Origin of the sequence: Thalassococcus profundi (genome assembly GCF_003344785.1) — a bacterium.
GTDB classification, from domain to species: Bacteria; Pseudomonadota; Alphaproteobacteria; order Rhodobacterales; family Rhodobacteraceae; genus Puniceibacterium; species Puniceibacterium profundi.
Genome location: NZ_QPMK01000005.1, coordinates 111,116 through 134,255 on the forward strand (window position 1 = coordinate 111,116; position 23,140 = coordinate 134,255).

General features: G+C 65.9%; 20 protein-coding genes. 8 read left to right on the forward strand and 12 right to left on the reverse strand.

The window, feature by feature from the left end:
- Both DU478_RS08850 and DU478_RS08855 read right to left on the reverse strand, forming a co-directional pair.
- Window positions 1–945, reverse strand: coding sequence for a TRAP transporter small permease subunit (locus tag DU478_RS08850; protein ID WP_114510595.1), 945 nt, complete (start codon window positions 943–945; stop codon window positions 1–3).
- A gap of 96 nt (window positions 946–1,041) precedes the next feature.
- Window positions 1,042–2,127 (reverse strand): TRAP transporter substrate-binding protein, encoded by a 1,086-nt coding sequence (locus DU478_RS08855; protein ID WP_114510596.1) that lies wholly within the window; start codon window positions 2,125–2,127, stop codon window positions 1,042–1,044.
- Between the two features lie 232 nt (window positions 2,128–2,359).
- Here DU478_RS08855 and DU478_RS08860 point away from each other — a divergent pair, with 232 nt between their 5' ends.
- Both DU478_RS08860 and DU478_RS08865 read left to right on the forward strand, forming a co-directional pair.
- Entirely contained in the window at window positions 2,360–3,805 is a 1,446-nt protein-coding gene (locus DU478_RS08860) for a cache domain-containing protein (RefSeq protein WP_114510597.1), read from the forward strand.
- Window positions 3,802–4,446, forward strand: a complete 645-nt coding sequence (locus DU478_RS08865) for a response regulator transcription factor (RefSeq protein WP_114510598.1) — start codon at window positions 3,802–3,804, stop codon at window positions 4,444–4,446. The genes DU478_RS08860 and DU478_RS08865 overlap by 4 nt, the downstream gene beginning before the upstream one ends.
- A 149-nt stretch (window positions 4,447–4,595) precedes the next feature.
- On the opposite strand, the gene DU478_RS08870 is transcribed toward DU478_RS08865, so the two are convergent.
- The gene (locus DU478_RS08870; RefSeq protein ID WP_114510599.1) at window positions 4,596–4,799 is read right to left on the reverse strand and encodes a hypothetical protein; all 204 of its coding nucleotides are present in this window, start codon (window positions 4,797–4,799) and stop codon (window positions 4,596–4,598) included.
- Between the two features lie 406 nt (window positions 4,800–5,205).
- On the opposite strand from DU478_RS08870, the gene DU478_RS08875 reads away from it, so the two are divergent.
- Window positions 5,206–6,960, forward strand: a complete 1,755-nt coding sequence (locus DU478_RS08875) for an acetolactate synthase 3 large subunit (protein WP_114510600.1) — start codon at window positions 5,206–5,208, stop codon at window positions 6,958–6,960.
- 81 nt (window positions 6,961–7,041) lie between these two features.
- Window positions 7,042–7,602, forward strand: coding sequence for an acetolactate synthase small subunit (gene ilvN, locus DU478_RS08880; RefSeq protein ID WP_114510601.1), 561 nt, complete (start codon window positions 7,042–7,044; stop codon window positions 7,600–7,602).
- Here ilvN and DU478_RS08885 read toward each other — a convergent pair.
- Window positions 7,586–7,939, reverse strand: a complete 354-nt coding sequence (locus DU478_RS08885; RefSeq protein ID WP_114510602.1) for a hypothetical protein — start codon at window positions 7,937–7,939, stop codon at window positions 7,586–7,588. The two genes, ilvN and DU478_RS08885, sit on opposite strands and share 17 nt — an antisense overlap.
- Before the next feature lie 288 nt (window positions 7,940–8,227).
- Here DU478_RS08885 and DU478_RS08890 point away from each other — a divergent pair, with 288 nt between their 5' ends.
- On the forward strand, window positions 8,228–8,989 hold the full coding sequence (locus tag DU478_RS08890) for a helix-turn-helix domain-containing protein (RefSeq protein WP_114510603.1): 762 nt from the start codon (window positions 8,228–8,230) through the stop codon (window positions 8,987–8,989).
- On the opposite strand, the gene DU478_RS08895 is transcribed toward DU478_RS08890, so the two are convergent.
- From DU478_RS08895 to DU478_RS08915, 5 genes are all read right to left on the reverse strand, one after another.
- Window positions 8,982–9,761 (reverse strand): DUF2189 domain-containing protein, encoded by a 780-nt coding sequence (locus tag DU478_RS08895; RefSeq protein ID WP_114510604.1) that lies wholly within the window; start codon window positions 9,759–9,761, stop codon window positions 8,982–8,984. The genes DU478_RS08890 and DU478_RS08895 overlap by 8 nt on opposite strands.
- Before the next feature lie 81 nt (window positions 9,762–9,842).
- Window positions 9,843–10,967, reverse strand: coding sequence for a peptide chain release factor 2 (gene prfB / locus DU478_RS08900; RefSeq protein WP_114510605.1), 1,125 nt, complete (start codon window positions 10,965–10,967; stop codon window positions 9,843–9,845).
- A 228-nt stretch (window positions 10,968–11,195) separates the two neighbouring features.
- Entirely contained in the window at window positions 11,196–13,745 is a 2,550-nt protein-coding gene (locus DU478_RS08905) for a penicillin-binding protein 1A (protein ID WP_114510606.1), read from the reverse strand.
- Window positions 13,746–13,864: 119 nt separating this feature from the next.
- Window positions 13,865–15,082, reverse strand: coding sequence for an N-acetylmuramoyl-L-alanine amidase (locus DU478_RS08910; protein ID WP_114510607.1), 1,218 nt, complete (start codon window positions 15,080–15,082; stop codon window positions 13,865–13,867).
- A 68-nt stretch (window positions 15,083–15,150) separates the two neighbouring features.
- On the reverse strand, window positions 15,151–16,293 hold the full coding sequence (locus tag DU478_RS08915; RefSeq protein ID WP_114510608.1) for a pyridoxal phosphate-dependent aminotransferase: 1,143 nt from the start codon (window positions 16,291–16,293) through the stop codon (window positions 15,151–15,153).
- Window positions 16,294–16,362: 69 nt separating this feature from the next.
- Here DU478_RS08915 and DU478_RS08920 point away from each other — a divergent pair, with 69 nt between their 5' ends.
- The gene (locus tag DU478_RS08920; protein WP_114510609.1) at window positions 16,363–17,682 is read left to right on the forward strand and encodes a M48 family metalloprotease; all 1,320 of its coding nucleotides are present in this window, start codon (window positions 16,363–16,365) and stop codon (window positions 17,680–17,682) included.
- A gap of 20 nt (window positions 17,683–17,702) precedes the next feature.
- The gene (locus DU478_RS08925) at window positions 17,703–18,449 is read left to right on the forward strand and encodes a DsbA family protein (RefSeq protein WP_114510610.1); all 747 of its coding nucleotides are present in this window, start codon (window positions 17,703–17,705) and stop codon (window positions 18,447–18,449) included.
- Between the two features lie 204 nt (window positions 18,450–18,653).
- Here DU478_RS08925 and ispG read toward each other — a convergent pair whose 3' ends face one another.
- The 3 genes from ispG to hemA all read right to left on the reverse strand — a co-directional run bounded on the left by ispG (window position 18,654) and on the right by hemA (window position 22,494).
- A complete protein-coding gene (gene ispG / locus DU478_RS08930) occupies window positions 18,654–19,784 on the reverse strand; it encodes a flavodoxin-dependent (E)-4-hydroxy-3-methylbut-2-enyl-diphosphate synthase (protein ID WP_114510611.1) in 1,131 nt (376 codons plus the stop codon).
- A gap of 97 nt (window positions 19,785–19,881) precedes the next feature.
- On the reverse strand, window positions 19,882–21,093 hold the full coding sequence (locus tag DU478_RS08935; protein ID WP_407703155.1) for a helix-turn-helix domain-containing protein: 1,212 nt from the start codon (window positions 21,091–21,093) through the stop codon (window positions 19,882–19,884).
- A 177-nt stretch (window positions 21,094–21,270) separates the two neighbouring features.
- A complete protein-coding gene (hemA, locus tag DU478_RS08940; RefSeq protein WP_114510613.1) occupies window positions 21,271–22,494 on the reverse strand; it encodes a 5-aminolevulinate synthase in 1,224 nt (407 codons plus the stop codon).
- 304 nt (window positions 22,495–22,798) lie between these two features.
- Here hemA and DU478_RS08945 point away from each other — a divergent pair, with 304 nt between their 5' ends.
- Window positions 22,799–23,128: a 5-aminolevulinate synthase gene (locus DU478_RS08945; RefSeq protein WP_114510614.1), complete on the forward strand. Its 330-nt coding sequence runs from the start codon at window positions 22,799–22,801 to the stop codon at window positions 23,126–23,128.
- The last annotated feature ends 12 nt before the right edge of the window (window positions 23,129–23,140 follow it).

Here is a 23,140-nt window from a genome sequence, read left to right on the forward strand (position 1 = left end):
TCAGTTCCGTCCCTGGTAATCTGCGTGCGCGACGGGCTCTGCGTCCATGTCCAGCACGTCCTTGTCGAAATACTTGCCCTCGGACTCCTCGCCCTCCTTCCATTCGAGGTAGGAGCGGAAGAAGAAGGCGATGGCCTGCAGGAAGATCAGCCCGCAGAAGGCCACGAGCAGGATTTTGAAGAGGAAGTAGGCGGTGAAGCCGTTGGGGCTGAAGCCGATGGTTTCGACGTTCCAGCGCAGCGCGCGGGATTTCGCCAACAGCCGGTCCAGCCTGTCGGAGGCCGAGGGGTTGGGCACGATCAGGTGCCGCCAGAGAAAGAACCAGCCGTAGAGCCAGATCAGCACCGCCATGGGCATCATGAAGAACAGGCTGCCGAACATGTCGATGATGCGCTTGGTGCGGTAGCTCACGGCGGAATAGATCAGGTCGACGCGCACGTGCCCGCCCTGCACGAAGGTGTAGGTCAGGCACAAGGCGACGACCAAAGCGTTGTAAAGCTTGAGTTCTTCGGCCCACCAGCTGATGTCGAACTGCAGCGGAATGCCGAAGCCGATGGAGATGTCGGGCCGGGTGAAGATGCGTTGCAGGAAGACGATGATGACCTGTTGCAGCACCATCAGCAGGCCCGCCCAGGCGAAAAAGCGCCCGAGCCCGTTGGCCAGCCCCTCGAGCACCCGCACGCAGCCCCACATAAAGCCGTTGCGCCACAGGCCCACCGCCGTAAGCACCAGGAAGGCAGTGAAAACCACGAAGAAGAATTCGACCGATCCGCCGTAGTAGACGAAGCGCATCACCGCTTCCTTGTCGCTCCAGTCGAGCCAGAGCTGCGGATGCGTGACCGCGTAGCCGAAGTTCCAGAACGCCAGGGCGATGTTCTGCAGCACCCAGAGGATCCCGTCCCCCAGCGCGCCGAACACCCCGTCAGATTGCGCCGCGTCTTCCATGCCTCCCCCCGTCTCCGGTGTCCCCGGATGGTCTTGTCACTGCAAAGGGGTTCCCGCGCGCGGCGGAAACCCCGTTTTCGTACGGTCAGACCTCGATCACTGGCCGAGCACGCGCACGCGCTGAGCGACGTAATAGCCGTCGGACTTGTTGATCCAGCTTGCCGAGGAGGCCAGCGATTCCTCGAAAGAGGTGCGGATCTTGGCGAAAAGCTCGTCTCCCATGTTCTCGTCCATGACCTCGGCCGAAGCGCGGCCGAAGGCGTCCCAGACGTCGTCGGAGAATTGCAGCGTCTTCACGCCCTGGCTTTGCAGACGCGCCAGCGCGGCACCGTTGTTGGCCAGCGTTTCGGCCAGCTGGTAGTGGGTGACGGCCTGGCTCGCGATGTCGAGGATGTTCTTGTGGTGGTCGCTGAGGTCGTTCCACACATCAAGGTTGACCGAGGCCGCCAGCGCCGAGCCGGGCTCGTGGAAACCGGCGGTGTAGTAGATCTTGGCGACTTCCTGGAAACCCGCGCGTTCGTCGGCCATCGGGCCCACCCACTCGAGACCGTCCAGCGCGCCCGAGGACAGCGCCTGGTACAGCTCGCCGCCGGGGATATTCTGGACCGAGGCGCCCAGCTTGCCCAGCACCTGACCGCCCAGGCCCGGCATCCGGAACTTGAGGCCGTTGAAATCGTCGGCGCTGGTGATCTCGTTGCGGAACCAGCCGCCGGACTGCGAGCCGGAGTTGCCGGCGATCAGGCCCTTGAGGTTGAAGATCGAGCCCAGCTCGTCATGCAGTTCCTGGCCGCCACCGTGGTGGTACCAGTTGGCCACTTCCTGCGCAGTGCCGCCGAAGGGCACGGCGGTGAAGAAGGCATAGCCCGGGTGCTGGCCGACGAAGTAGTAGTCGGCGGAGTGATACATGTCGGCCTGCCCCGAGGACACGGCGTCGAACACTTCCAGCGCGCCCACAAGCTCGCCCGGTGCCTTCTTGTCGATGGTCAGGCTGCCGTCGGAGATCTTGTTGACATAGTCGACGAGATAGCTGGCCGCATCGTCCAGCACGGCAAACCCGCGCGGCCAGGACGTGACCATGGTCAGCGTGCGGTTGCCCTGCGCGTAAGCCGGTGCCGCCAGGGTCGAAGCCGCCGCAGCCGAGCCGCCAAGCGCCGATGTTCTGAGAAAAGAGCGACGATCCATAAGGTTCCTCCCGTTTTATGGATGCGCAGCGGGCTCTTCCCGACATGCGCGGATCGTGTGAGTGCCGGGACACTACGCAGACGAAAGTCGCAAAGGAATACCCACTCCTACGGAGCCGGTGCCGTTTTTCTGCGCAACCCGCAAAATAGTGCGGCACGGCGCGGGAATTGTCTTGGCGGCAGGCCGCGCGAATCCCCTTGGTGCGGGCGCTGCAGGTGCGCTAAGCACGCGCATGGCCCGGCTTCTCGACCGTTTCCGTTTCAGCTACGCGCAGAAGATCTTTCTTCTGGCGGCAGTGCCGCTGATCCTTGCGGTGTCGGCCATCGCGGTGCTGGTGGCGGTGCAGTCCCGGGCGCTGGCGGAGCGCGAGATCCGCAGCCTCGAGGCGCAGCTGATCGAAGCCAAGAAGGCCGAGCTGCGCAATTACGTGACGCAGGCGCGCAACGGGTTTTACTTCATCTACGGCTCCGCCCCGCCCGACGACGAGGACGCGAAACGGCGTGTCATGCAGATCCTGGCAGCGATGATCTATGGCGAGGAAGGGTTCTTTTTCGTCTATGACTACGACGGCACGAACCTTGTCAGCCCGCGCCAGACCGAGCTCATCAACGGCAACTGGCTGGACCTCACCGACAGCGAAGGCACGCCGGTGGTGCGGCGCTTCATCGACACGGCGCGGTCCGGCGCGGGCTATGTCGAACACCTCTGGCGCAAGCCGTCGACCGGCGAAGAGGCGCGGATGATCTCTTACGTGACCTCGTTCCCGTCCTGGCAATGGGCGGTCGGAACCGGGGTGTTCATCGACGACGTCGTGGCCTCGGTCGCGGCCTCCCGCGCCGAGGTCCAGACGCGCGTGCAGCGCACCTTTCTCTATATCGGCCTCATTACGCTGGCGGCGCTTCTCTTGGTGTTCCTGTCGGGCCTCCTGCTGAACTTCCGCGAACGGCGTCAGGCCGATGCCAAGCTGCGCGAACTCACGCAGCGGGTGTTCGACGCCCAGGAGGAGGAACGCGGCCGCGTGGCGCGCGAGCTGCACGACGGCATCAGCCAGATCCTCGTCGGGGTGAAATACGCGCTCGACGCGGCGCGGCGGCGGATGCACACGGGCGACGCGCGCGCCGACGAAACGCTCGGCAAAGGCATCGACAACCTCGGCCTCGCCATCCAGGAGGTGCGCCGCATCAGCCGAGACCTGCGCCCCGGCGTGCTGGACGATCTGGGCCTCGGCCCCGCGCTCAAGGCGCTGACCGAGGATTTCCGCACCCGCACCGGCATCGAGACCCGGTTCGAAACGGTGGTGTTCCGCAACCGGCTGGACCAGGACGCCAAGATCGCGCTCTACCGCATCGCGCAGGAGGCGCTGACCAATGTCGAACGGCATTCCGGCGCCCGCGAAGTGTCGATCGACATCCGCGGCCACACCACCGGCGCGACGCTGCGCATCGCCGACGACGGCAACGGCCTGCCGCCCCGCGGCTCAGAAGACGGGCGCGAGGGCATCGGCCTGCGCAACATGCAGGAACGCATGGACCAACTGGGCGGGACACTGCGCATCTTGTCGTCGCGTTCCGGCACGGTTATCGAGGCGCAGGTGCCGCTGACGCACATGCTGCCGCCCGAGCCCGCCGCCACCGATACGCCCGACACTCGTCCCCAGACCCGGAAGGCCCGCGCATGACCGACCCCATCCGTGTCGCCATCGTCGATGACCACCCGATGGTCGCCGAAGGCATCGAGGCGATCCTCGAAGGCTATGACGACATCGCCGTGGTCGCCACCCTGTCCGACGGCCAGCAGATGATCGACCGGCTGGAGGCGCTGTCGCCCGATGTGATCCTGATGGATCTCAACATGCCCGGCCTCGGCGGGTTGTCGGCCACAGAGATCATCCTCGAACGCCGGCCCGACACGCGGGTTCTGATCCTGTCGATGCACGACAGCCCCGAATACATCTCGACCGCGCTCAGCCACGGCGCCATGGGCTATGTGCTGAAGGACGTGCCCACCGAAGAGATCAAGCGCGCCGTGGACATGGTGATGGCCGGGCAGCGCTACCTCTGCACCGGAGCCGAAGGCGCGCTGGCCCCCGCCCGCGCCGGCGCGCGCGAACAGCTGACCAACCGTGAACAGACGATCCTGCTGCAACTGGCGCAGGGCAAGTCCAACCGCGAAGTCGGTCTGGCGCTCGATATTTCCGTCCGCACGGTCGAAACCCACCGCAAGAACATCAAGCGCAAGCTCGGGATCAGCTCGACCGCCGGTCTGACGCGCTATGCACTGGAACATGGCGTGTTGCAGGGCACCGGGGTAAAGGGCTGACGGCACGCAATCTGCGAGCGGTACCGCTTACGCGGCATCACACCCCATCCGCCCGGCGCGTTGACAGCATTCCGCGATTCGAAACGTCGCGATCGGCGCGGGCCAAGAGCCTGCGAAAGCCCGCTTTGCGCACGGGTCGTCGCGACGGCTCAGATCATCGGCGCAAAGACCGGCGGATCCTGGCAGTCCCAGTCGATGAACTGCACCTGACCGCCGTGAAATCCGACGTCGTCCGCATCGGTGCCGGCATGCAGCCCCTCGCCGCGGGCGGCGGCGAAGCCGATCCCGATCAATGCCGCCAGCAGGAAAGCCTGGCACAGGGTGAAATCTCTGAACGTCAGATGGCGGGGCATCGCAGCCTCCCGGTGTCGCTGAACTCATCGGTTCATTTAGCGCCGGTTTCGACGTCACGTGCAAATCACGACTTCGCGCAGAATGTGTCAGGGCGGATCTCTGCCCGCCATCGGCGCGGCTGCGGCCAAAAGTATCGCCGGAAGCGGCTCAAACGAAATTAATGAAAAAATTAATCGCCTATCCGGTAACTTTTCCGGGAAAAGTGCGGTTGACGCCCCCGGCCCCCCGCCATAATGTCCCGCCCACGCACGCAAGGGAGTCCCGACCAGTGAATCCGCTAGTCGACATCGTAGGAACAATGCGCATGGGCCGGTGACGGACGCCATAACGGTACCCCATGCGCCCCCGAACCCCACGGGGGCTTTTTTGTGCGCCAAAGACGCAACATCGTAAACGGAGAACACGATGACACGCCAGATGACCGGAGCGAAAATGGTGGTTCAGGCCCTGAAGGATCAGGGTGTGGACACGGTATTCGGATATCCCGGCGGCGCCGTGCTACCGATTTACGACGAGATCTTTCAGCAGAACGGCATCCGGCATTTCCTGGTCCGTCATGAACAGGGCGCGGTCCATGCCGCCGAAGGCTACGCCCGCGCCACCGGCAAGCCCGGCGTGGTGCTCGTGACCTCGGGCCCCGGGGCCACCAACGCGGTCACCGGCCTGACCGACGCGCTGATGGATTCCATCCCGCTCGTGGTCCTGACCGGCCAGGTGCCCACCTTCATGATCGGATCGGACGCCTTCCAGGAAGCCGACACCGTCGGCATCACCCGCCCCTGCACCAAGCACAACTGGCTGGTCAAGGACACAGAGAAGCTGTCGGGCATAATCCACCAGGCGTTTCACGTCGCCACCTCGGGCCGCCCCGGCCCGGTGCTCGTCGACATCCCCAAGGACGTGCAGTTCGCCAGCGCCGACTACACACCCAAGGCCAAGGCGCCGGTCAGCCATTACCAGCCGCAGGTCAAGGGCGACATGGAGACGATCACCGAACTGGTCGAGGCGATCGAGACCGCCGAACGCCCGGTGTTCTACACCGGTGGCGGCGTCATCAATTCCGGCCCCGCCGCCAGCCAGTTGCTGCGCGAACTGGTGGACGCGACGGGCATCCCGATCACCTCGACCCTGATGGGGCTGGGCTGCTACCCGGCTTCGGGCAAGCACTGGCTGGGCATGCTGGGCATGCACGGGCTGTACGAGGCGAACCTCGCCATGCACGGCTGCGACCTGATGATCAACATCGGCGCGCGGTTCGACGACCGGATCACCGGGCGGCTCGATGCGTTCAGCCCGAAATCGCGTAAGGCGCATATCGACATCGACCCCTCTTCGGTGAACAAGGTGATCCGCGTCGACATGCCGATCATCGGCGACGTGGGCCATGTGCTCGAGGATGTGCTCAAGGTCTGGAAGGCGCGCGGCCGCAAGGTCAACCGCGAAGCGCTGGCCAAGTGGTGGAAGCGCATCGACGAGTGGAAGAAGGTCGATTGCCTCAAGTTCAAGCCGTCGCAGGGCAGCATCAAGCCGCAGCACGCGCTGGCCCGGCTCGAAGCTCTGACCAAGGGCCGCGACCGCTACATCTGCACCGAGGTCGGCCAGCACCAGATGTGGGCAGCGCAATATCTGGGGTTCGAGGATCCGAACCGCTGGATGACCTCCGGCGGGCTGGGGACCATGGGCTACGGCTTTCCCGCCTCGATCGGCGTGCAGGTGGCCCATCCCGATGCGCTGGTGATCAACGTAGCCGGAGAGGCGTCCTGGCTGATGAACATGCAGGAGATGGGCACCGCGATCCAGTACCGACTGCCGGTGAAGCAGTTCATCCTCAACAACGAGCGTCTGGGCATGGTGCGCCAGTGGCAGGAGTTGCTGCACGGCGAGCGCTATTCGCATTCGTGGTCCGAAGCCCTGCCCGATTTCGTCAAGCTGGCCGAGGCTTTCGGCGCCAAGGGCATCCTCTGCAAGGACCCGGCGGATCTGGACGACGCGATCATGGAGATGCTTGAGTATGACGGTCCGGTGATCTTCGACTGCCTGGTGGAAAAGCACGAGAACTGCTTCCCGATGATCCCGTCGGGCGAGCCACACAACAAGATGCTGCTGGGCGAGGCCTCGACCAAGGACGCCATCGGAACCAAGGGCGCGGTCATGGTCTGACCAGGAGCCAAAAGTTTTCAGAAAACTTTTGCCGAGACTTTTCTGAAAAGTCTCGGCGCCCCAGACAAAGGAACCACGAAGATGTCCGCCCTACAAATCAAAAAAGGCTCGTCCAAGCATTCGGCCTACAACCTGCGCCCCACCTTTTCGGACGTGCAGGAAACCCACACCCTCGCCGTGCTGGTCGAGAACGAACCGGGCGTGCTGGCCCGCGTCATCGGTCTGTTTTCCGGGCGCGGCTACAACATCGACAGCCTCACCGTGGCCGAAGTCGACCACAAGGGCCACCTGAGCCGCATCACCATCGTCACCACCGGCACTCCACAGGTGATCGAGCAGATCAAGGCGCAGCTGGGCCGCATCGTTTCGGTGCACGAGGTGCATGACCTGACGGTCGAAGGCGGATCGGTCGAACGCGAACTTGCGCTGCTCAAGGTCGCGGGCAAGGGCGACAATCGGGTAGAGGCGCTGCGCCTCGCGGACGTGTTCCGCGCGCAGGTGGTCGACAGCACGTTGGAAAGTTTCATCTTTCAGCTGACGGGCACACCCGAGAAGGTCGATGCCTTCGCCGACCTCATGCGCCCGCTGGGTCTGATCGAAGTGGCCCGCACCGGCGTCGCGGCGCTCAGCCGCGGCACCTGAGGCTCAGGCCGTCGCCGCCGCGGCGAAATCGGTCGAGCGACACGACATTGGCACCCCCCGCAGCCTGAGGCGCGGTCCTGCCGCGCGACAATTTCTGGATCAGGCCCTGCGAATGTGATTGCGCCACCAGCTGCGGGTTGCGCGCCAGGCGCAGATTGTTTTCCTGCGTGACGTCGAATTGCACCAGGTCGCCCGCATCGAGCGACAGACCGTCATGCGCGCTGACACCGTTCGACGTGTAGAAGGCGAGATCGCCGTGATCCTCGCACCAGATGATCGCCCTGCTGTCAGCGGTATCCGTCCACAGAACGACCCCGTACATGCTGTTGCTGGACATCAAATTTGCCTTTCCAGTGCAGTATTTATCCACATTCTCGTAAAACCTGCGACAGGCCCACGGATTTTGCCGCGACTCCATCTTGCATTTTGTGTCGATTGCCGTCAGCTTTGAAGCGTATCGGCATCAATTGTGACGCTGATTAGTGTCAGGCGCGACCGCTTCTTTCCAAGTTTTCGCGCTTCAGGTGAGTTGTAATAGATAATATCAACCATAAAGAAATCACATCCGATGCCAAATACCCGAAAGTCCGGCGCGCCCTCGCCCAGCCCGGCAGAGTTACGAAGCATGCTTGGCGCGAATTTGCGTCGGCTGACGCGCGGCGCCGTGTCGATCTCTGCCCTGTGTCGCGATCTCGGGATCAACCGGACCCAGTTCAACCGCTACCTGGCCGGGGAAAGCTTTCCGCGGCCCGACGTTCTGCACCGGATTTGCAGCTTTTTCGACGTGGACGCGCGCATCCTGCTGGAACCGGTCGAAGAGATCGAAAGCCAGCGCCGCGACCTGTTGCACCATCCCGCGATCGAACGCTTTGTCGGCGCCGGCAGCATCGCCCTGCCCGAGGAACAGTTTCCCTCCGGTTTCTACCGCTTCTCGCGCCGGAGCTTCATGGACGACAGTCAGTTCGTGCAGGGGCTTGTCTATATCTACCGCGAAGACGCCTACACCTTCATCCGCGGATTCGAGGCCAAGGAGGCGATGCGCGCGCAGGGCATGCCGGCCGACCCGAAGACCCGCGAATTCCGCGGCTTCCTGATGCCGCAGGAAGGCGGCATCGCCGCGCTCGTCAGCCGCCGCAATTCCCTGACCACCTCGTTCAACTACCTCGCCCAGATCCCGTCGTTCCAGAACAACTACTGGGTGGGATATGCGGCGCGCACGGTGCGCGAAACCGAAACCGGCCGCCGGGTGGCACGGCTGGTCTACGAATATCTGGGGCGCGACCCGGCTTCGATCCTGCCCGCCGCACGCCAGGCCGGGTTCTGCAAGCTCGAGGACCTGCCGCCCTTCCACCGCACGCAGCTGCGGCCCGACACCCCCTTCACATGATCCGCTCCTCGGAGAGGAGATCGTAGAGGTGCCAGCTGGCGTGCCCCAGCATCGGCAACACCAGGATCAGCCCGAGAAAGCCCGCGGCAAGCCCGGCAAAGGTCGCCATGGCGATCAGCGCCGCCCAGCCCAGCATCGGGCCGGGATGCGCCGCAACATACTGAAAACTGGCGATCATCGCGGTGACGAAATCCACCTCCCGGTCCAGCAACATCGGCAGCGCCAGCACCGTGAGCGCATAGACCAGCGCCGCGAACATCGCCCCCACCAGCGTGCCCGTGGCCAGCATCCCCAGCCCCTCGGGCGAGAGGTACACATCCAGCGCCGAATGCACGTTGGTCATCGGACTGAGGCCCAGGAACAGCGCGAAGATCATGTGCCCGAGAAAGAACCAGAACAGGAACACCAGCGCCATGACCGCGCAGATCGACGGCAATTGCCGCCCTGACTGCCGCAGCACGACACCCAGCACCGGCCCCGGCGGCACCGCCAGTCCGCGGGCGCGGCGGCGGCTGACCTCGTAAAAGCCCACGGCAGCGAAGGGCCCCAGCAGCGGAAATCCGATCGCCGCCAGCACCAGCCAGAAGGTCGTGCCGGTGGCCCAGGTGACCCAGACCATCGCCCAGCCCACCAGGGCGCAGGCGCCGCCGAAGAGCAGCGCATAGCCGGGCGTGGCGCGCATGTCGCCCAGCCCGCGCATCAGCGCGGTCTTCAGATCTGAAACGGAGACGTTCCGCAGCGGCGGAACACCGGGTTGAGGCGCGTCCGACATCGTCCCTCGCATGCGTTTTGACCCAGCTTAACCGCTTGGAAAACCTGCGAAAACCTGTGATTGAGATATGACTTTCACGCTTCAGTCGGCGCGCGCGTCTGCCCGGCTCTTGCCCGAGACGTTCAGCGCCAGCGTCGCCGCCATGAACGGATCGAGATCGCCGTCCAGCACGCCCTTGGTGTCCGAGGTTTCGTGATGGGTGCGCAGGTCCTTGACCATCTGGTAGGGTTGCAGGACGTAGGACCGGATCTGGTTGCCCCAGCCGGCATCGCCCTTGGCCTCGTGGGCGGCGTTGATGTCGGCGTTGCGGCGGTCCAGCTCCATTTGGTAAAGCCGCGATTTCAGCGCCTTCATGGCGATGTCGCGGTTCTGGTGCTGCGATTTCTCGGAACTGGTCACGACGATGCCCGTGGGCGCATGGGTGATCCGCACCGCGGAATCGGTGGTGTTCACGTGCTGCCCGCCCGCGCCCGAGGACCGGTAGGTGTCGATGCGGATATCGGCCGGGTTGACCTCGATCTCGATATTGTCGTCGACGACCGGGTAGACCCAGACCGAACAGAACGAGGTGTGGCGCTTGGCCGCCGAATCGTAGGGCGAAATGCGCACCAGACGGTGGACACCGCTCTCGGACTTGAGCCATCCGTAGGCGTTGGGCCCGCTGATCTTGTAGGCGGCGGATTTGATGCCCGCCTCGTCGCCGGCACTCTCGGACTGCAACTCGACCGTGTAGCCCTTCTTCTCGGCCCAGCGGACGTACATCCGCGCCAGCATGCTCGCCCAGTCGCAGCTTTCGGTGCCGCCGGCGCCTGCGTTGATCTCGAGGAAGGTGTCGTTGCCATCGGCCTCGCCATCGAGCAGCGCCTCGAGCTCCTTGACCGCGGCCTTTTTCTCCAGCGCCTTCAGCGCCGCCTCGGCATCGGCCACGACCTCGGTGTCGTCCTCCATCTCGCCAAGCTCGATCAGCTCGAGATTGTCCGCCAGTTCCTGCTTGATCGAGGTGTAGGTGCCCATGGCATCGACCAGCATCTGCCGGTCGCGCATCAGTTTCTGCGCCGCCTCGGGATCATTCCAGAGGTCCGGGTCCTCGACCCGCGCGTTGAACTCTTCCAGCCGGTGCTGGGCGGTGTCCCAGTCCAGCCGCTGACGCAGCAGATCGAGCGATTTCTCGATCTTTTCAACGCTGTTCTGAAGCTCTGCGCGCATTGCCAAATCCTGCCTGCCTGTTGAGACCCGCGTGATAGCAAGCCCCGGAGGAAGGGACAAGATCATCGCTGAACGGCAACCCGGCGCCCGCCCCTTCTTCGGTTTACAATAACCCTCAGAGAGCACGAGAGACTGGTCTCTCGTATCGCCCGAAGGGCGATCCTAATGCGCCAATCCGCAAGAGCGCCTCGGACGGCGGTCCTCGCATTGCCCGGGCGATCCCGCCGGTCAGTAGAGTCCGCCCGAACTCAGCGTGCCGAAGTTGGCCTTCGGCCCCACCACCGCCTTGCGCCCGGTCGAGGTGGTCACCTCGCGCGCCTGGCCGCCCGGCTGGATCACGTCGAAATTGCCGCCCATGGCAAAGCCGCCGTCGAACTGGATGCCAAAGATCGGCTCTTCGCCTTCGCGGAAACACTCGGCCACGACATTCGCGCCCGAGGCGCCGTCGCTGAGCCGCGCGCCGGTGAAGCGGTCGATGTTGATGAACTGGCAGGCCGTGGGCACCTTGAACTTGCCGCCGCCGTATTTCTTGACCGCCTCGGACATGAAGCGCTGGAACACCGGACCGCACAGCCCGCCGCCCGACGCGCCGCTGCCCAGGCTGCGCGGCTGGTCGTAACCGATGTAGCAGCCGGCGACGATGTTGCTGGTGAATCCGACGAACCAGACGTCCTTGGCATCGTTGGTGGTGCCGGTCTTGCCCGCAGTGGGCACCGGCAGGTTGACGGTGCCGCTGGCGGTGCCGCGCTGCACGACACCTTCCATCATCGAGGTCAGCTGGTAGGCGGTGACCGGGTCCATCACCCGTTCGCGGTTGCTGACGATGCGCGGGCTGCTGTCGGGCGCGATGCCCGGATCGCCACAGTTGACGCAGTCGCGCTTGTCGTGCCGGTAGACGGTGTTGCCATAGCGGTCCTGCACCCGGTCGACCAGGGTCGGTTCCACCCGTTCGCCGCCATTGGCGAACATCGCATAGGCCGCGACCATCTGGAAGATCGTCGTCTCCTGGCTGCCGAGCGCATTGGCCAGCACCGGGCTCATGCGGTCGTAGACGCCGAATTTCTCGGCGTAGCGCCCGACCACGTCGATGCCCACCTCCTGCGCCAGGCGCACGGTCATCAGGTTGCGCGACCGTTCGATGCCCGTCCGCAGCGGCGTCGGCCCGTAGAACTGGTTGCTGGCGTTCTTGGGGCGCCAGACGCCCTGCGGCGTGTCGATCTCGATCGGCGCGTCCACGACGATCGTGGCCGGGCTGTAGCCCGAATCCAGCGCCGCGGCATAGACAAAGGGCTTGAAGCTCGACCCCGGCTGTCGCTTGGCCTGCGTGGCGCGGTTGAAGACAGAATGCTGATAGCTGAACCCGCCCTGCATCGCCAGCACCCGGCCGGTGTTGACGTCCATCGCCATGAAGCCGCCTTCGACCTCGGGCACCTGCCGCAGGGTCCAGCGGATGAAGGACCCGTCCGCATCGGCGGTCATGCGGCGCACATGCACCACCTCGCCCACGTCCAGCAGATCGTCCGCCACCTGCGCCCGGGGGCCGAGGCGGCCGTCGGAATTGCGCTTGCGCGCCCATTGCACGTCGTTGGCGGGGATCCAGTGACCGTCTTCGTCGTTTTCGACACCTTCGATCCCGATCCGCGCCTCGTTGGCGCCGACCTCGAGCACCACCGCCGGATACCAGGGGTTTTCGAGGTCGATGTCGCGCGCCACATCGACGGAGGCCAGCGCCGCACGCCATGCCTCTTCCGATCCGAGCTGGTCCTCGGGGATGCTCTTGCCGGTGCCGCGCCAGACGCCCAGGCTCCGGTCGTATTGCTCGAGCGCGCGGCGCAGCGCCTCCGCCGCGACCACCTGCATCTCTGGGTCCAGCGTCGCCCGGACCGAGTAGCCGCCCGAGAAGAAATCTTCTTCGCCGCGGTCCCGGCTCAGCTGCCGGCGGATTTCATCAGTGAAGTAGTCGCGCGGCGGCAGGGATTTCTGAAACGGCTCGAAATCCCCGTTCTGCACCGACCGTAGCGGCGCATCGCGCTCGGCGGCATAGGTGGCGTCGTCGATATAGCCGTTCTCGTTCATCTCGCGCAGCACGAAATTCCGGCGCGCCATCAGACGCTCCTTCTCGCGGACGGGATGGTAATCCGACGGGGCCTTAGGCAGAGAGGCGAGGAACGCCGCCTCGTGCGGCGCGAGTTGGCTCAGCGTCTTGTTGAAATAGGTCTGCGCCGCGGCGGTCACGCCGTAGGAATTCTGTCCGAGGAAGATCTCGTTGAGATACAACTCGAGGATCTTTTCCTTGCTCAGCGCGGATTCGACGCGGCTGGCCAGGATGATCTCCTTGATCTTGCGCTCGGCCCGGCGGTCGCCGCCCAGAAGGAAGTTCTTCATCACCTGCTGGGTGATGGTCGAGGCGCCGCGTACGTCCTGCCCGCGCGAGCGCACCGCGTCGAAGGCCGCCGCCGCGATGCCGCGCAGGTCATAGCCGTCGTGGATGTAGAAATTCTTGTCCTCGGCGCTGATGAACGCCTGCTTCACGAGGTCGGGAATTTCCTTGGCCGGGGTGAACAGGCGCCGTTCCTGCGCGAATTCGTCGATGATCTTGCCTTCGACCGAATAGATCCGGCTGATCGTCGGGGGCGTGTACTGCGCCAGCCGCTCGTGGCTGGGCAGATCGCGGCCGTACATCCAGAACACCGCACCGATGGTGATCGCGGTCATCATCAGCCCCAGCGTGACGAGGCTGAAGATCGCACCGAAGAAAGACAGGATGAATCTGGTCAAAAGCGTATGCCCCCATGGGTTTGCGCGCATTCACTATACCGCATGGGCGGCGCGGTCAAAACACAACGTTGCGTGTGTTGGCTGCATCCCGCGCATCCCCGTGACGGGCGCGGCGGGGTCTACTGGCGACGCAGGCGAGACAGCGCCGCATCCTCCAGCGCCCAGGCGTTCAGACCGTCGCGGATGCCCGCCGCCATGCCGGCGCGCCAGATCGGATCCTGCAGGTTATCGAGGTCCGCCTCGGTCGACAGGAACCCCAGTTCGATCAGCACCGACGGGATGTCGGCGGCCTTGAGCACCGAGAAGCCCGCCTGCCGCCGCGGACGCTTGTGCACGCGTCCGACGGCGTTGCGGATGCCGCCCAGCAGGTTGTCGGCGAGCGCGGCGCTGCGCGGATTGTTGTCGAGCCGCGCCAGCGACAGCAGAACCCCCGCAACCCGGTCGTCCGTGCCCGAGAGGTCCAGCCCCGCCAGCAGGTCGTCGCGGTCGTGGCGTTCCGCCAGCGCGGCCGAGGCCGCGTCCGACGCCTCGTCGGCCAGCGTGTAGATCGCCGCGCCGCGCGCGATGCCCTCGTCGAGCGCGTCCGCATGCAGCGACAGGAACACATCCGCGTCGGTCTCGTGCGCCAGCGCCACCCGCGCCTCGAGCGACACGAAGACATCCGCGTCCCGGCTCAGCACCACCTCGTAGCCGCCGGCGCGCAGCAGCACGTCGCGCAATTCGCGGGCGAAGGTCAGCATCAGGTCCGCTTCGTTAATACCGCCGGCCTCGGCGCCGGGGTCGATGCCACCGTGGCCGGGGTCGATCATCACCCGGATCGCGCCATCGCCGCTCGGCTCAGGCGCGCGGGCGGTGGCGGCGGGCAGATCCCAGCGCGGGTCACGCGGTGCGCCGGCGCTGGCGTCAAAAGCCGCCTGGTTCACCGGCGCCAATGCGATCCGCAGCGCGGCGCTGCCGTCCTGCGGATCGACCCGCAACTCCGCCTCGTCCAGCGCCAGCGGCTTCGCCAGCGCAGCCACCAGCCGCGACCAGCCCGGACGGAAGGCGCCGACGCGCATGTCGGCCACGGCCTCGGAACGGTCGATTTCCTCCGCGTCCGCGCCCTGCCAGTCGACCTCGCGGAAATCTACCACCAGCCGGTTCGGGTCGGTCAGCGTGAAGACGCGCCACGGCACGCCCTGGCTCAGCGACAGGCTCAGTTCGGCGCCGCCGCCGCGGTCCACGAAACGGCCCTCCTCGAACCGCGCAAGGCCACTGCCCGCGGCCTCCTGCGCCACCGCGCCGGTTCCGATCCACAGCGCCAGAAGCGCCGCGCCGACTGTCCTGATCCTGCTCATCCGCCATTGTCCCGGCTTGTTTCGCCCAGACTAGCCGCAAGCGCGCAGATTCGCACCCCCTCGGGCGTTCACCTTGCCGCCATGAAGGCCGCGAGACGCGCCAGCCCCTCGCGGATATCCTCGGTGCTGCGGGCGTAGGAAAACCGCAGGGTGCCCGCGCCGCGCTCCGGATCGAAATCCAGCCCGGGCGTCACTGCGACGCCCGCCTTGTCGAGGATCTCGGCGGCGAAGGCGCGGCTGTCGTCGGTCAGGTGCGACACATCGGCGTAGACGTAGAAGGCGCCGTCCGGCGGGGCGATCCGGTCGAAACCGGCCTTTGGCAATCCCTCGAGCATCAGCGCACGGTTGGCCCGGTAGACATCCATGTTGGCCCGCAATTCCTCGGGCGCATCCATCGCCGCCAGGGCCGCCACCTGCGCCGCGTGGGGCGCGCAGATGAACATGTTCTGCGCCAGCCGCTCGACCTGCCGCACCTGCGCGGGCGGCACCACCAGCCAGCCGACGCGCCAGCCGGTCATGCTGAAATACTTGGAGAACGAGTTGATCACGCAGACATCGTCGCTGATCTGCAGCGCGGTCACCGCCTTCTTGTCGTATTCGATGCCGTGATAGATCTCGTCCGACAGAAAGGTCGCGCCGCGCGCGTGGCACGTCTCGATCAGCGCCGCCATCGCGTCGCGGTCCAGCATCGTGCCCGTGGGATTGGCCGGAGAGGCGACCATCAGCCCGTCGTAGTCGAGACCCTCGAGGTCCGACGGCACCGGTTGCAGGCGGTTCTCGGGCGCGGTCTGCACCTCCACCGGCACCAGGTCCATCGCCTTGAGGATCTGCCGGTAGGACGGATAGCCCGGCGCCCCCAGCACCACCCGGTCGCGCGCGTCGAACAGGGCCGAGAAGGCGAGGATGAAACCGCCGGACGACCCCGGCGTCACCACCACGCGCGCGGGATCGAGGTCGACATCGTACCAGTCGCCGTAAAGCCGCGCGATCCGCGCGCGCAACGCCGGCAGACCCAGCGCCACGGTATAGCCCAACGCATCGCTCTGCATCGCCTGCGCCAATGCGTCGCGCGCGGCGGCGGGCGCGGGCGTGCCGGGTTGGCCGACCTCCATGTGGATGATGTGGCGGCCCGCGTCCTCGGCCTGCCGGGCGGCCTCCATCACGTCCATCACAATGAAGGGATCGACGGCCCCGCGTCTTGAGTTCTTCATGCGGTCCTCCGTAAAGTGCGCCTGCCGGGTGATGTCCCGGGGTTAAAGGACGAACGGGACGACGCGTCAATGGCCCAGCTTAAATGGATTGTCTGCGCTTTGGCGCTGGTTCTGGCCGGTGCCCTGCCCGCCCGTGCCGTCGACCTGCTGCGCGACGCGGACGTGGAATACGGCCTGGCGCAGCTGGCCGCCCCGGTGCTGCGCGGGGCTGGTCTCAGCCCCAACCAGGTACGGGTGATGGTGGTGGACGACACCGGGCTCAACGCCTTTGTCGCAGACACGCAGCATATCTTCATCAATTCCGGCATGATCCTGAAGCTCGAGTCCGCGGGCGCGCTGCAATCGGTGATCGCCCACGAGGCCGCGCATATCACCAACGGCCACATCACCCGCCGGCTTGGCAACATGCGCAACGCCCGCACCGCGACGGGCCTTGGCATGGCGCTGGCGCTGGCCGCCGGGGCCGCGACCGGCAGCGCCGAAGCGGCGGTGGGCGTGGCCGCGGGCACCAGTTCCTCCGCCATGCGCCGCTTCCTGTCGCACACCCGCGCCGAGGAGGCCGCCGCCGACCAGAGCGCCGTTCGCGCGATGGTACGCGCCGGGATCGACCCGCGCGGCGCGGTCGAGGTGTTCGAGATCTTCCGCGGACAGGAGGCGCTGTCGGTCGGGCGGCAGGATCCCTACATGCAGACCCATCCGCTGACCCGCGACCGCATGCGCGCGCTCGAAGGCTTCGTCGCCGCCTATGGCAAATCCCTGCCAGACGACCCCACCGCGGCCTACTGGTTCGCGCGGGTGCAGGGCAAGATTTCGGCCTTCACCCGCGCGCCGTCCTGGACGCTGCGCCGTGCGGGCAGCAGCCCCAGCCGCGACATCGCGCTGATGCGCGAAGCGGCGGCGCACCACCGGCAAAGCGACCTGGGCCGGGCGCTGGCCGCCATCGACGGCGCGCTGGCCCTGCGTCCGCGCGATCCCTACCTGATGGAGCTGAAGGGCCAGATCCTGCTGGAGAACCGCCGCGCCGGCCCGGCAGTGCAGGTCTACCAGAACGCCGTGAGCCTCGCGCCCGGCCATGCGCTGATCCTCGGCGGGCTGGGCCGGGCGCTGCTGGCCGCAGGCAACCCGCAGGCGGCGCTGCAGGCGTTGGAACAGTCCCGATCGCGGGATTTCCGCGACGCCCGGGTGCTGCGCGACCTCGCCGCCGCCTATGCCCAGACCGGCCAGCCCGGAATGGCCTCGGCGGTGACCGCGGAACGCTATGCGCTGCAGGGGCGGCTCAAGGATGCGGGCATCCACGCCACCCGCGCCATGGGCCTCTTGCCGCGCGGATCGGCGGCATGGCAACGCTCGCAGGATGTGCTAAGTGCGGCGGAACGCGCCGCGAGATAATTCTGACCAAGGAGACACCGATGACCCGATCCCTGACCGCCGCCGTCCTGGCTGCAAGCCTCGCCGCGGGCCCTGCGCTGTCCTTCGACATCTCGGCCATGACCGAGGCCGAGCGCGAGGCCTTCGGACAGGAGGTGCGGGACTATCTGATGGAGAACCCGCAGGTGATCCTCGACGCGGTGACCGCGCTCGAGGAACAGCAGGCCGATCAGCAGGCCGCCGCGGACGAGGCGCTGGTGGCCGACAATGCCGATGCGATCTTCGACGACGGCTATTCATGGGTCGGCGGCAATCCCGACGGCGATATCACCGTGGTCGAATTCCTCGACTACCGCTGCGGCTACTGCCGGCGCGCCGCCGAAGAGGTCGAGCAACTGATCGCCAGCGACGGCAACATCCGCTTCATCGTCAAGGAATTCCCGATCCTGGGCGAAGCCTCGGTGCTGAGCTCGCGCTTTGCTCTCGCCGTGCGAGAAGTGGCGGGGGACGACGCCTACAAGGCCGCCCATGACGCGCTGATCGCGCTCAATTCCGACATGAGCGAGCCGGTGATGCGGCGGCTGGCGGAGTCGCTCGGCGTCGATGCGGACGCGGTGCTGGCCGAGATGGACAGCGAGGAGATCACGCAGGTGATCACCGACACCCGCGCGCTGGCGCAGAAGCTGAGCATCAACGGCACGCCCACGTTCGTCATGGGAGACGAGCTGGTGCGCGGCTACGTGCCGCTCGACGCGATGCAGCAGATCGTGGCGCAGGAACGCTCCTGATCCGATCGCCGCGCCCGGCCGATGGTTCGGGAGTGAGGGGCCAGCCCCTCACACTCCCCGGAGATTTAGGGGCAAGATGAAGCCTGAAGCGCCGCGCGATCCGGCTTCATCTTGCCAATAAACTCCCGCCGGAGGCGGCATGACAGCTGATGCGGGCGGCGCGTTTCGAAAGCCGGGCACAGCGGCACGGCCGGGCCCCGACCCTTACTCGGCCGCTTGCGTTGCGGCCTCTTCCGCCTCGAGTTCAGCGGCTTTCTTTTCCACCTGCTCGACGATGTGGTCGATCATCTCGTCGTTGCTGAGCTTGTGGCTCTGCTTGCCGGCGAGGTAGACCATACCCGCGCCGCTGCCGCCGCCGGTGAAACCCACGTCGGTCATCAGCGCCTCGCCGGGGCCGTTCACCACGCAGCCGATGATCGACAGGCTCATCGGCGTCTTGATGTGCTCCAGCCGCTTTTCCAACGCCTCGACGGTCTTGATCACGTCGAACCCCTGTCGTGCGCAGCTGGGGCAGGAGATGATGTTGACGCCGCGGTGGCGCAGGCCCAGGGATTTCAGGATCTCGTAGCCGACCTTGACCTCTTCGACCGGGTCCGCCGAGAGCGACACGCGGATCGTGTCGCCGATGCCCATCCACAGCAGGTTGCCAAGGCCAATGGCGGACTTGATCGTGCCGGACGTCAGCCCGCCCGCCTCGGTGATGCCGAGGTGGATGGGCGCGTCAGTCTGTTCCGCCAGCTGCTGGTAGGCCGCGGCGGCCATGAAGACGTCGGAGGCCTTGCAGCTGATCTTGAACTCGTGGAAATCGTTGTCCTGCAGGATGCGGATATGCTCAAGCCCGCTTTCGACCATCGCATCCGGGCACGGCTCCCCGTATTTTTCCAGCAGGTGCTTTTCCAGGCTGCCCGCATTGACGCCGATGCGCATGGAACAGCCGTGGTCGCGCGCGGCCTGGATCACTTCGCGCACGCGTTCCTTGCTGCCGATGTTGCCGGGGTTGATGCGCAGACAGGCCGCGCCCGCCTCGGCCGCTTCGATGCCGCGCTTGTAGTGAAAATGGATGTCGGCGACGATCGGCACCGGACTTTCGCGGACGATTTCCTTCAACGCCTTCGACGAGGCCTCGTCCGGGACCGAGACGCGCACGATGTCGGCGCCTGCATCGGCGGCGGCCTGGACCTGGGCCACGGTCGCCTTGACGTCGGGCGTCGGCGTGTTGGTCATGGTCTGCACGGTGATCGGCGCATCGCCACCGACCGGGACCGATCCGACCATGATCTGGCGCGATGTCCGGCGGTAGATGTTGCGCCACGGGCGGACGTGGTTGAGGCTCATGGCCGGGCTCCCTCAGAACGCGGATCGGGCAGGCGTCGCGCCTGCCCTTTCACAATAGCTAACGCTGGAATGGGCCCGGTTCAACCGCGGCGCGCGGTCACTGCTCCGCGACCGGGTCCGGCGCGTTGAGTTCGGCGACGACGCGCGCGAGGTCCTGGTCCTGCTCGATGGCCGCTACGGAATAGGCATCGGTCAGGTTCGCCACCGACAGAGAGAGGTTCGACGTCACCTGTCCGCGGGCGCCGGCGGGGCCGTAGGTCTGGCCGCCCATGGCGAAATAGATCGCGCCCGATTCGCCCACGCGCAGGGTCGCCGGGTCCTGGGTCTGCGGGATCTGGTAGGTGTCGCCGGCGTTCATGATCGCCTCGTAGATCACCGTGCCGTCGGCAGCGCGCACGCGCACCCAGGCGGGCCGCACGGCCAGCATGGTCACACCCGGCGCGCTGTCCTCGAGCACCTGCGGGCTTGGGACCTCGCCGCCCACCGCCTCTGCCAGGGCGCGGTCGATGGCGCGGGTGTCGGACCCGTCGGGCGTGGACATCTCCGGCAGATCGCGCTGCGCGGCCTCGGCAAAGGCTCCGACGCTGCGGGGGTCGAGGGTCGAGATCGGCGCATCGCGCGCCACAAGCACCGGCACGTCCAGCGCCTGCGGGCGGTAGAGCCGGTCCAGCGCCTCGTTCGACGGCGGGGTGAAGACGCCCGCGACCTCGGTCTCGCCTTCGGTGCTTTCGCCGGCGTCACTGCCGCGCACCGCGCCGTCCAGCGGGTCGAGGTCCGACAGCACCACCGGTGTCTGTTCCACCGGCGCAAGCTGCACGCGCTGCACTTCCTGCAGGACCGACCAGCCGCCGAAGCCGATGCCGCCGATCAGCAGCAGCAGCACCAGCGACGACCCGATGGCCCCCGGTTCGATGCGCGACAGCAGGCTGTCGTTCTGCGGGACGAAGGACATGCTGGGCTGGGCGAAGGGGTCGCGCGCCTTGGGCTTGGGCGCGCCGGACAGCTCTTCGCGTTTCTTGATCACCGACGCCTTTTCCGACATGCCATGTGCGGTGGCGAACCCGCTTTCGGCGCAGAAAGCGGCGAACGTGTCGTCGGGATCCATGTTGAGATAGCGCGCGTAGGACCGCACGTAGCCGGCGATGAAACCCGGCGTGTCGAAAGCGGATGGGTCGCAATTTTCGATCGCGGCGATGTAGCTCGCCTTGATGCGGAGTTCGCGCTGCACGTCGAGAAGGGATTTGCCGAGCGTCGCCCGCTCGCCGCGCATGACGTCACCGAGGCGAAGTTCGAAGTCGTCAAAGCCCATCGGCTTTGCGTCCTCAAACGTCTCCTTGCGCTGTGACTTGCGCCCAATCATGACACCTGCCCCATGTGATCCATGCCCTGCCCCGCTTCTGCCCTGTCGCGACACATGACGATTCGAGTCGCGCACTTATTACGGCGAGCTTAACACATCGCAAGGTTCAATACACGATTTAGAGGGCTATCCGGCCAGTTCGGCACGATTCAGCGCACAATGTGACCACAGTTCGTCCATCGCATGAATCAGCGTGTTCATCTCGTCCGGACCGTGCACCGGCGACGGGGTGAAGCGCAAACGCTCGGTCCCACGCGGCACCGTCGGATAGTTGATCGGCTGCACGTAGATGCCGTAGCCGTCCAGCAGCATGTCCGACAATTGCTTGGTGTGCACCGGGTCGCCGACGATCACCGGGACGATGTGGCTGCCGTGGTCGATGAGCGGCAGGCCCATGGCCTTGAGCCGGGTTTTCAGGATCTTCGCCTGGGTCTGATGCTGGTCGCGGCGCTCCTGGTCGCGCTTGAGATGCGCGACAGATGCCGCGGCCCCGGCGGCCACGGCGGGCGGCAGCGATGTGGTAAAGATGAACCCGGGCGCATAGGACCGGATCGCATCGCACATCTTGGCCGATGCGGCGATATAGCCGCCCATCACGCCATAGGCCTTTGCCAGCGTACCGTTGATGATGTCGAGCCGATGCATCAGCCGGTCGCGTTCGGCCACCCCGGCGCCGCGCGGTCCGTACATGCCGACGGCGTGAACCTCGTCGATATAGGTCAGCGCGCCGAATTCGTCGGCGAGGTCGCAGATCGCCTCGATCGGACCGAAATCTCCATCCATGGAATAGATCGATTCGAAGGCGATCAGCTTCGGCGCCGCGGGATCGTCGGCCTCGAGCAGTTCACGCAGGTGCGCGACATCGTTGTGACGGAAGATGCGCTTGGCCCCGCCGTTGCGGCGCACGCCCTCGATCATGCTCGCATGGTTGAGCGCGTCGGAATAGATGATCAGCCCCGGAAACAGCTTCGGCAGGGTCGAGAGCGTCGCGTCGTTGGCGATGTAGGCCGAGGTGAAGAGCAGAGCCGCTTCCTTGCCGTGCAGGTCAGCCAGCTCGGCCTCGAGCCGCTTGTGATAGACTGTGGTGCCCGAGATGTTGCGCGTGCCGCCGGAGCCCGCGCCGGTGGCGTCAAGCGCCTCGTGCATGGCCTTCAGGACCGCCGAATGCTGCCCCATGCCAAGATAGTCGTTGCCGCACCATACGGTGATCGGGCACTCGGAGCCGTCGGACTTGCGCCAGGTGGCATGCGGAAACTGACCTTGCTTGCGCTCGATGTCGATGAAGGTCCGGTAACGGCCTTCTTCGTGCAGGCGGTTCAGGGCTTGGTCGAGTTTCGCGGTGTAGTCCACCGGCGCCTCCTGTCTTTAGCGGGCCGTTCGAGGCGGCCGTCGGTGCGGGGGGCATCCCGCATTCAAGTTCGTGAATGGATATAGGTCACTCACCGGGTTCGCAACCGTTTAGGTTACGACCAACCGTCGCAGCCTTGATCCATATCAACCACACCGACAAAGGTACGTTGCCGCGGCCCGGAGGCAAGGAATTCCGGCCTGTACAGCAGGACCGCTTTGCCGCAAACTGCGCGGATTGATCAAAGACTTTCTTCTGCCTGCACATTTCAACGCGCTGTGACGCGCCCGTGTCCGAGTGTTTCCGATGACCCAGAGTCTGTTGCTGTTCAGCCTGCCCGGCCTCGTGCTGGTCTCTGCACTGGGCTATGCCCTGTCCGCCGTCGGCATGAAGGCCATGTCCGTCGGGGCCATCCCTGCCGGTCTTGCCCTTCTCTTGACCGGCCTTGCCATCGCGGTCTGGTCCGAGGTGCACCTGCTGCGCCAGACCAGCCTGTCGGTCGTCTATGTCGCCATCGTTGCCGCAGAAACGCTGCTGGTGCTGGGCTATGCCGCCAGCATCGGCGATGCCTTCACCTGGCGCCAGGGCATGGGCGCCGGACTGGTGATCGCGGGGCTGGTGACAATCTCGATCTGAGCCGCTGGACAC

Excerpts from the sequence above, each read along its gene's own strand:
- DU478_RS08850 (WP_114510595.1), bottom strand. The coding sequence starts at position 945 with ATGGAAGACGCGGCGCAATCTGACGGGGTGTTCGGCGCGCTGGGGGAC.
- DU478_RS08855 (WP_114510596.1), bottom strand. The coding sequence starts at position 2,127 with ATGGATCGTCGCTCTTTTCTCAGAACATCGGCGCTTGGCGGCTCGGCT.
- DU478_RS08860 (WP_114510597.1), top strand. The coding sequence starts at position 2,360 with ATGGCCCGGCTTCTCGACCGTTTCCGTTTCAGCTACGCGCAGAAGATC.
- DU478_RS08865 (WP_114510598.1), top strand. The coding sequence starts at position 3,802 with ATGACCGACCCCATCCGTGTCGCCATCGTCGATGACCACCCGATGGTC.
- DU478_RS08870 (WP_114510599.1), bottom strand. The coding sequence starts at position 4,799 with ATGCCCCGCCATCTGACGTTCAGAGATTTCACCCTGTGCCAGGCTTTC.
- DU478_RS08875 (WP_114510600.1), top strand. The coding sequence starts at position 5,206 with ATGACACGCCAGATGACCGGAGCGAAAATGGTGGTTCAGGCCCTGAAG.
- ilvN (WP_114510601.1), top strand. The coding sequence starts at position 7,042 with ATGTCCGCCCTACAAATCAAAAAAGGCTCGTCCAAGCATTCGGCCTAC.
- DU478_RS08885 (WP_114510602.1), bottom strand. The coding sequence starts at position 7,939 with ATGTCCAGCAACAGCATGTACGGGGTCGTTCTGTGGACGGATACCGCT.
- DU478_RS08890 (WP_114510603.1), top strand. The coding sequence starts at position 8,228 with ATGCTTGGCGCGAATTTGCGTCGGCTGACGCGCGGCGCCGTGTCGATC.
- DU478_RS08895 (WP_114510604.1), bottom strand. The coding sequence starts at position 9,761 with ATGTCGGACGCGCCTCAACCCGGTGTTCCGCCGCTGCGGAACGTCTCC.
- prfB (WP_114510605.1), bottom strand. The coding sequence starts at position 10,967 with ATGCGCGCAGAGCTTCAGAACAGCGTTGAAAAGATCGAGAAATCGCTC.
- DU478_RS08910 (WP_114510607.1), bottom strand. The coding sequence starts at position 15,082 with ATGAGCAGGATCAGGACAGTCGGCGCGGCGCTTCTGGCGCTGTGGATC.
- DU478_RS08915 (WP_114510608.1), bottom strand. The coding sequence starts at position 16,293 with ATGAAGAACTCAAGACGCGGGGCCGTCGATCCCTTCATTGTGATGGAC.
- DU478_RS08920 (WP_114510609.1), top strand. The coding sequence starts at position 16,363 with ATGGCCCAGCTTAAATGGATTGTCTGCGCTTTGGCGCTGGTTCTGGCC.
- DU478_RS08925 (WP_114510610.1), top strand. The coding sequence starts at position 17,703 with ATGACCCGATCCCTGACCGCCGCCGTCCTGGCTGCAAGCCTCGCCGCG.
- ispG (WP_114510611.1), bottom strand. The coding sequence starts at position 19,784 with ATGAGCCTCAACCACGTCCGCCCGTGGCGCAACATCTACCGCCGGACA.
- DU478_RS08935 (WP_407703155.1), bottom strand. The coding sequence starts at position 21,093 with ATGGGCTTTGACGACTTCGAACTTCGCCTCGGTGACGTCATGCGCGGC.
- DU478_RS08945 (WP_114510614.1), top strand. The coding sequence starts at position 22,799 with ATGACCCAGAGTCTGTTGCTGTTCAGCCTGCCCGGCCTCGTGCTGGTC.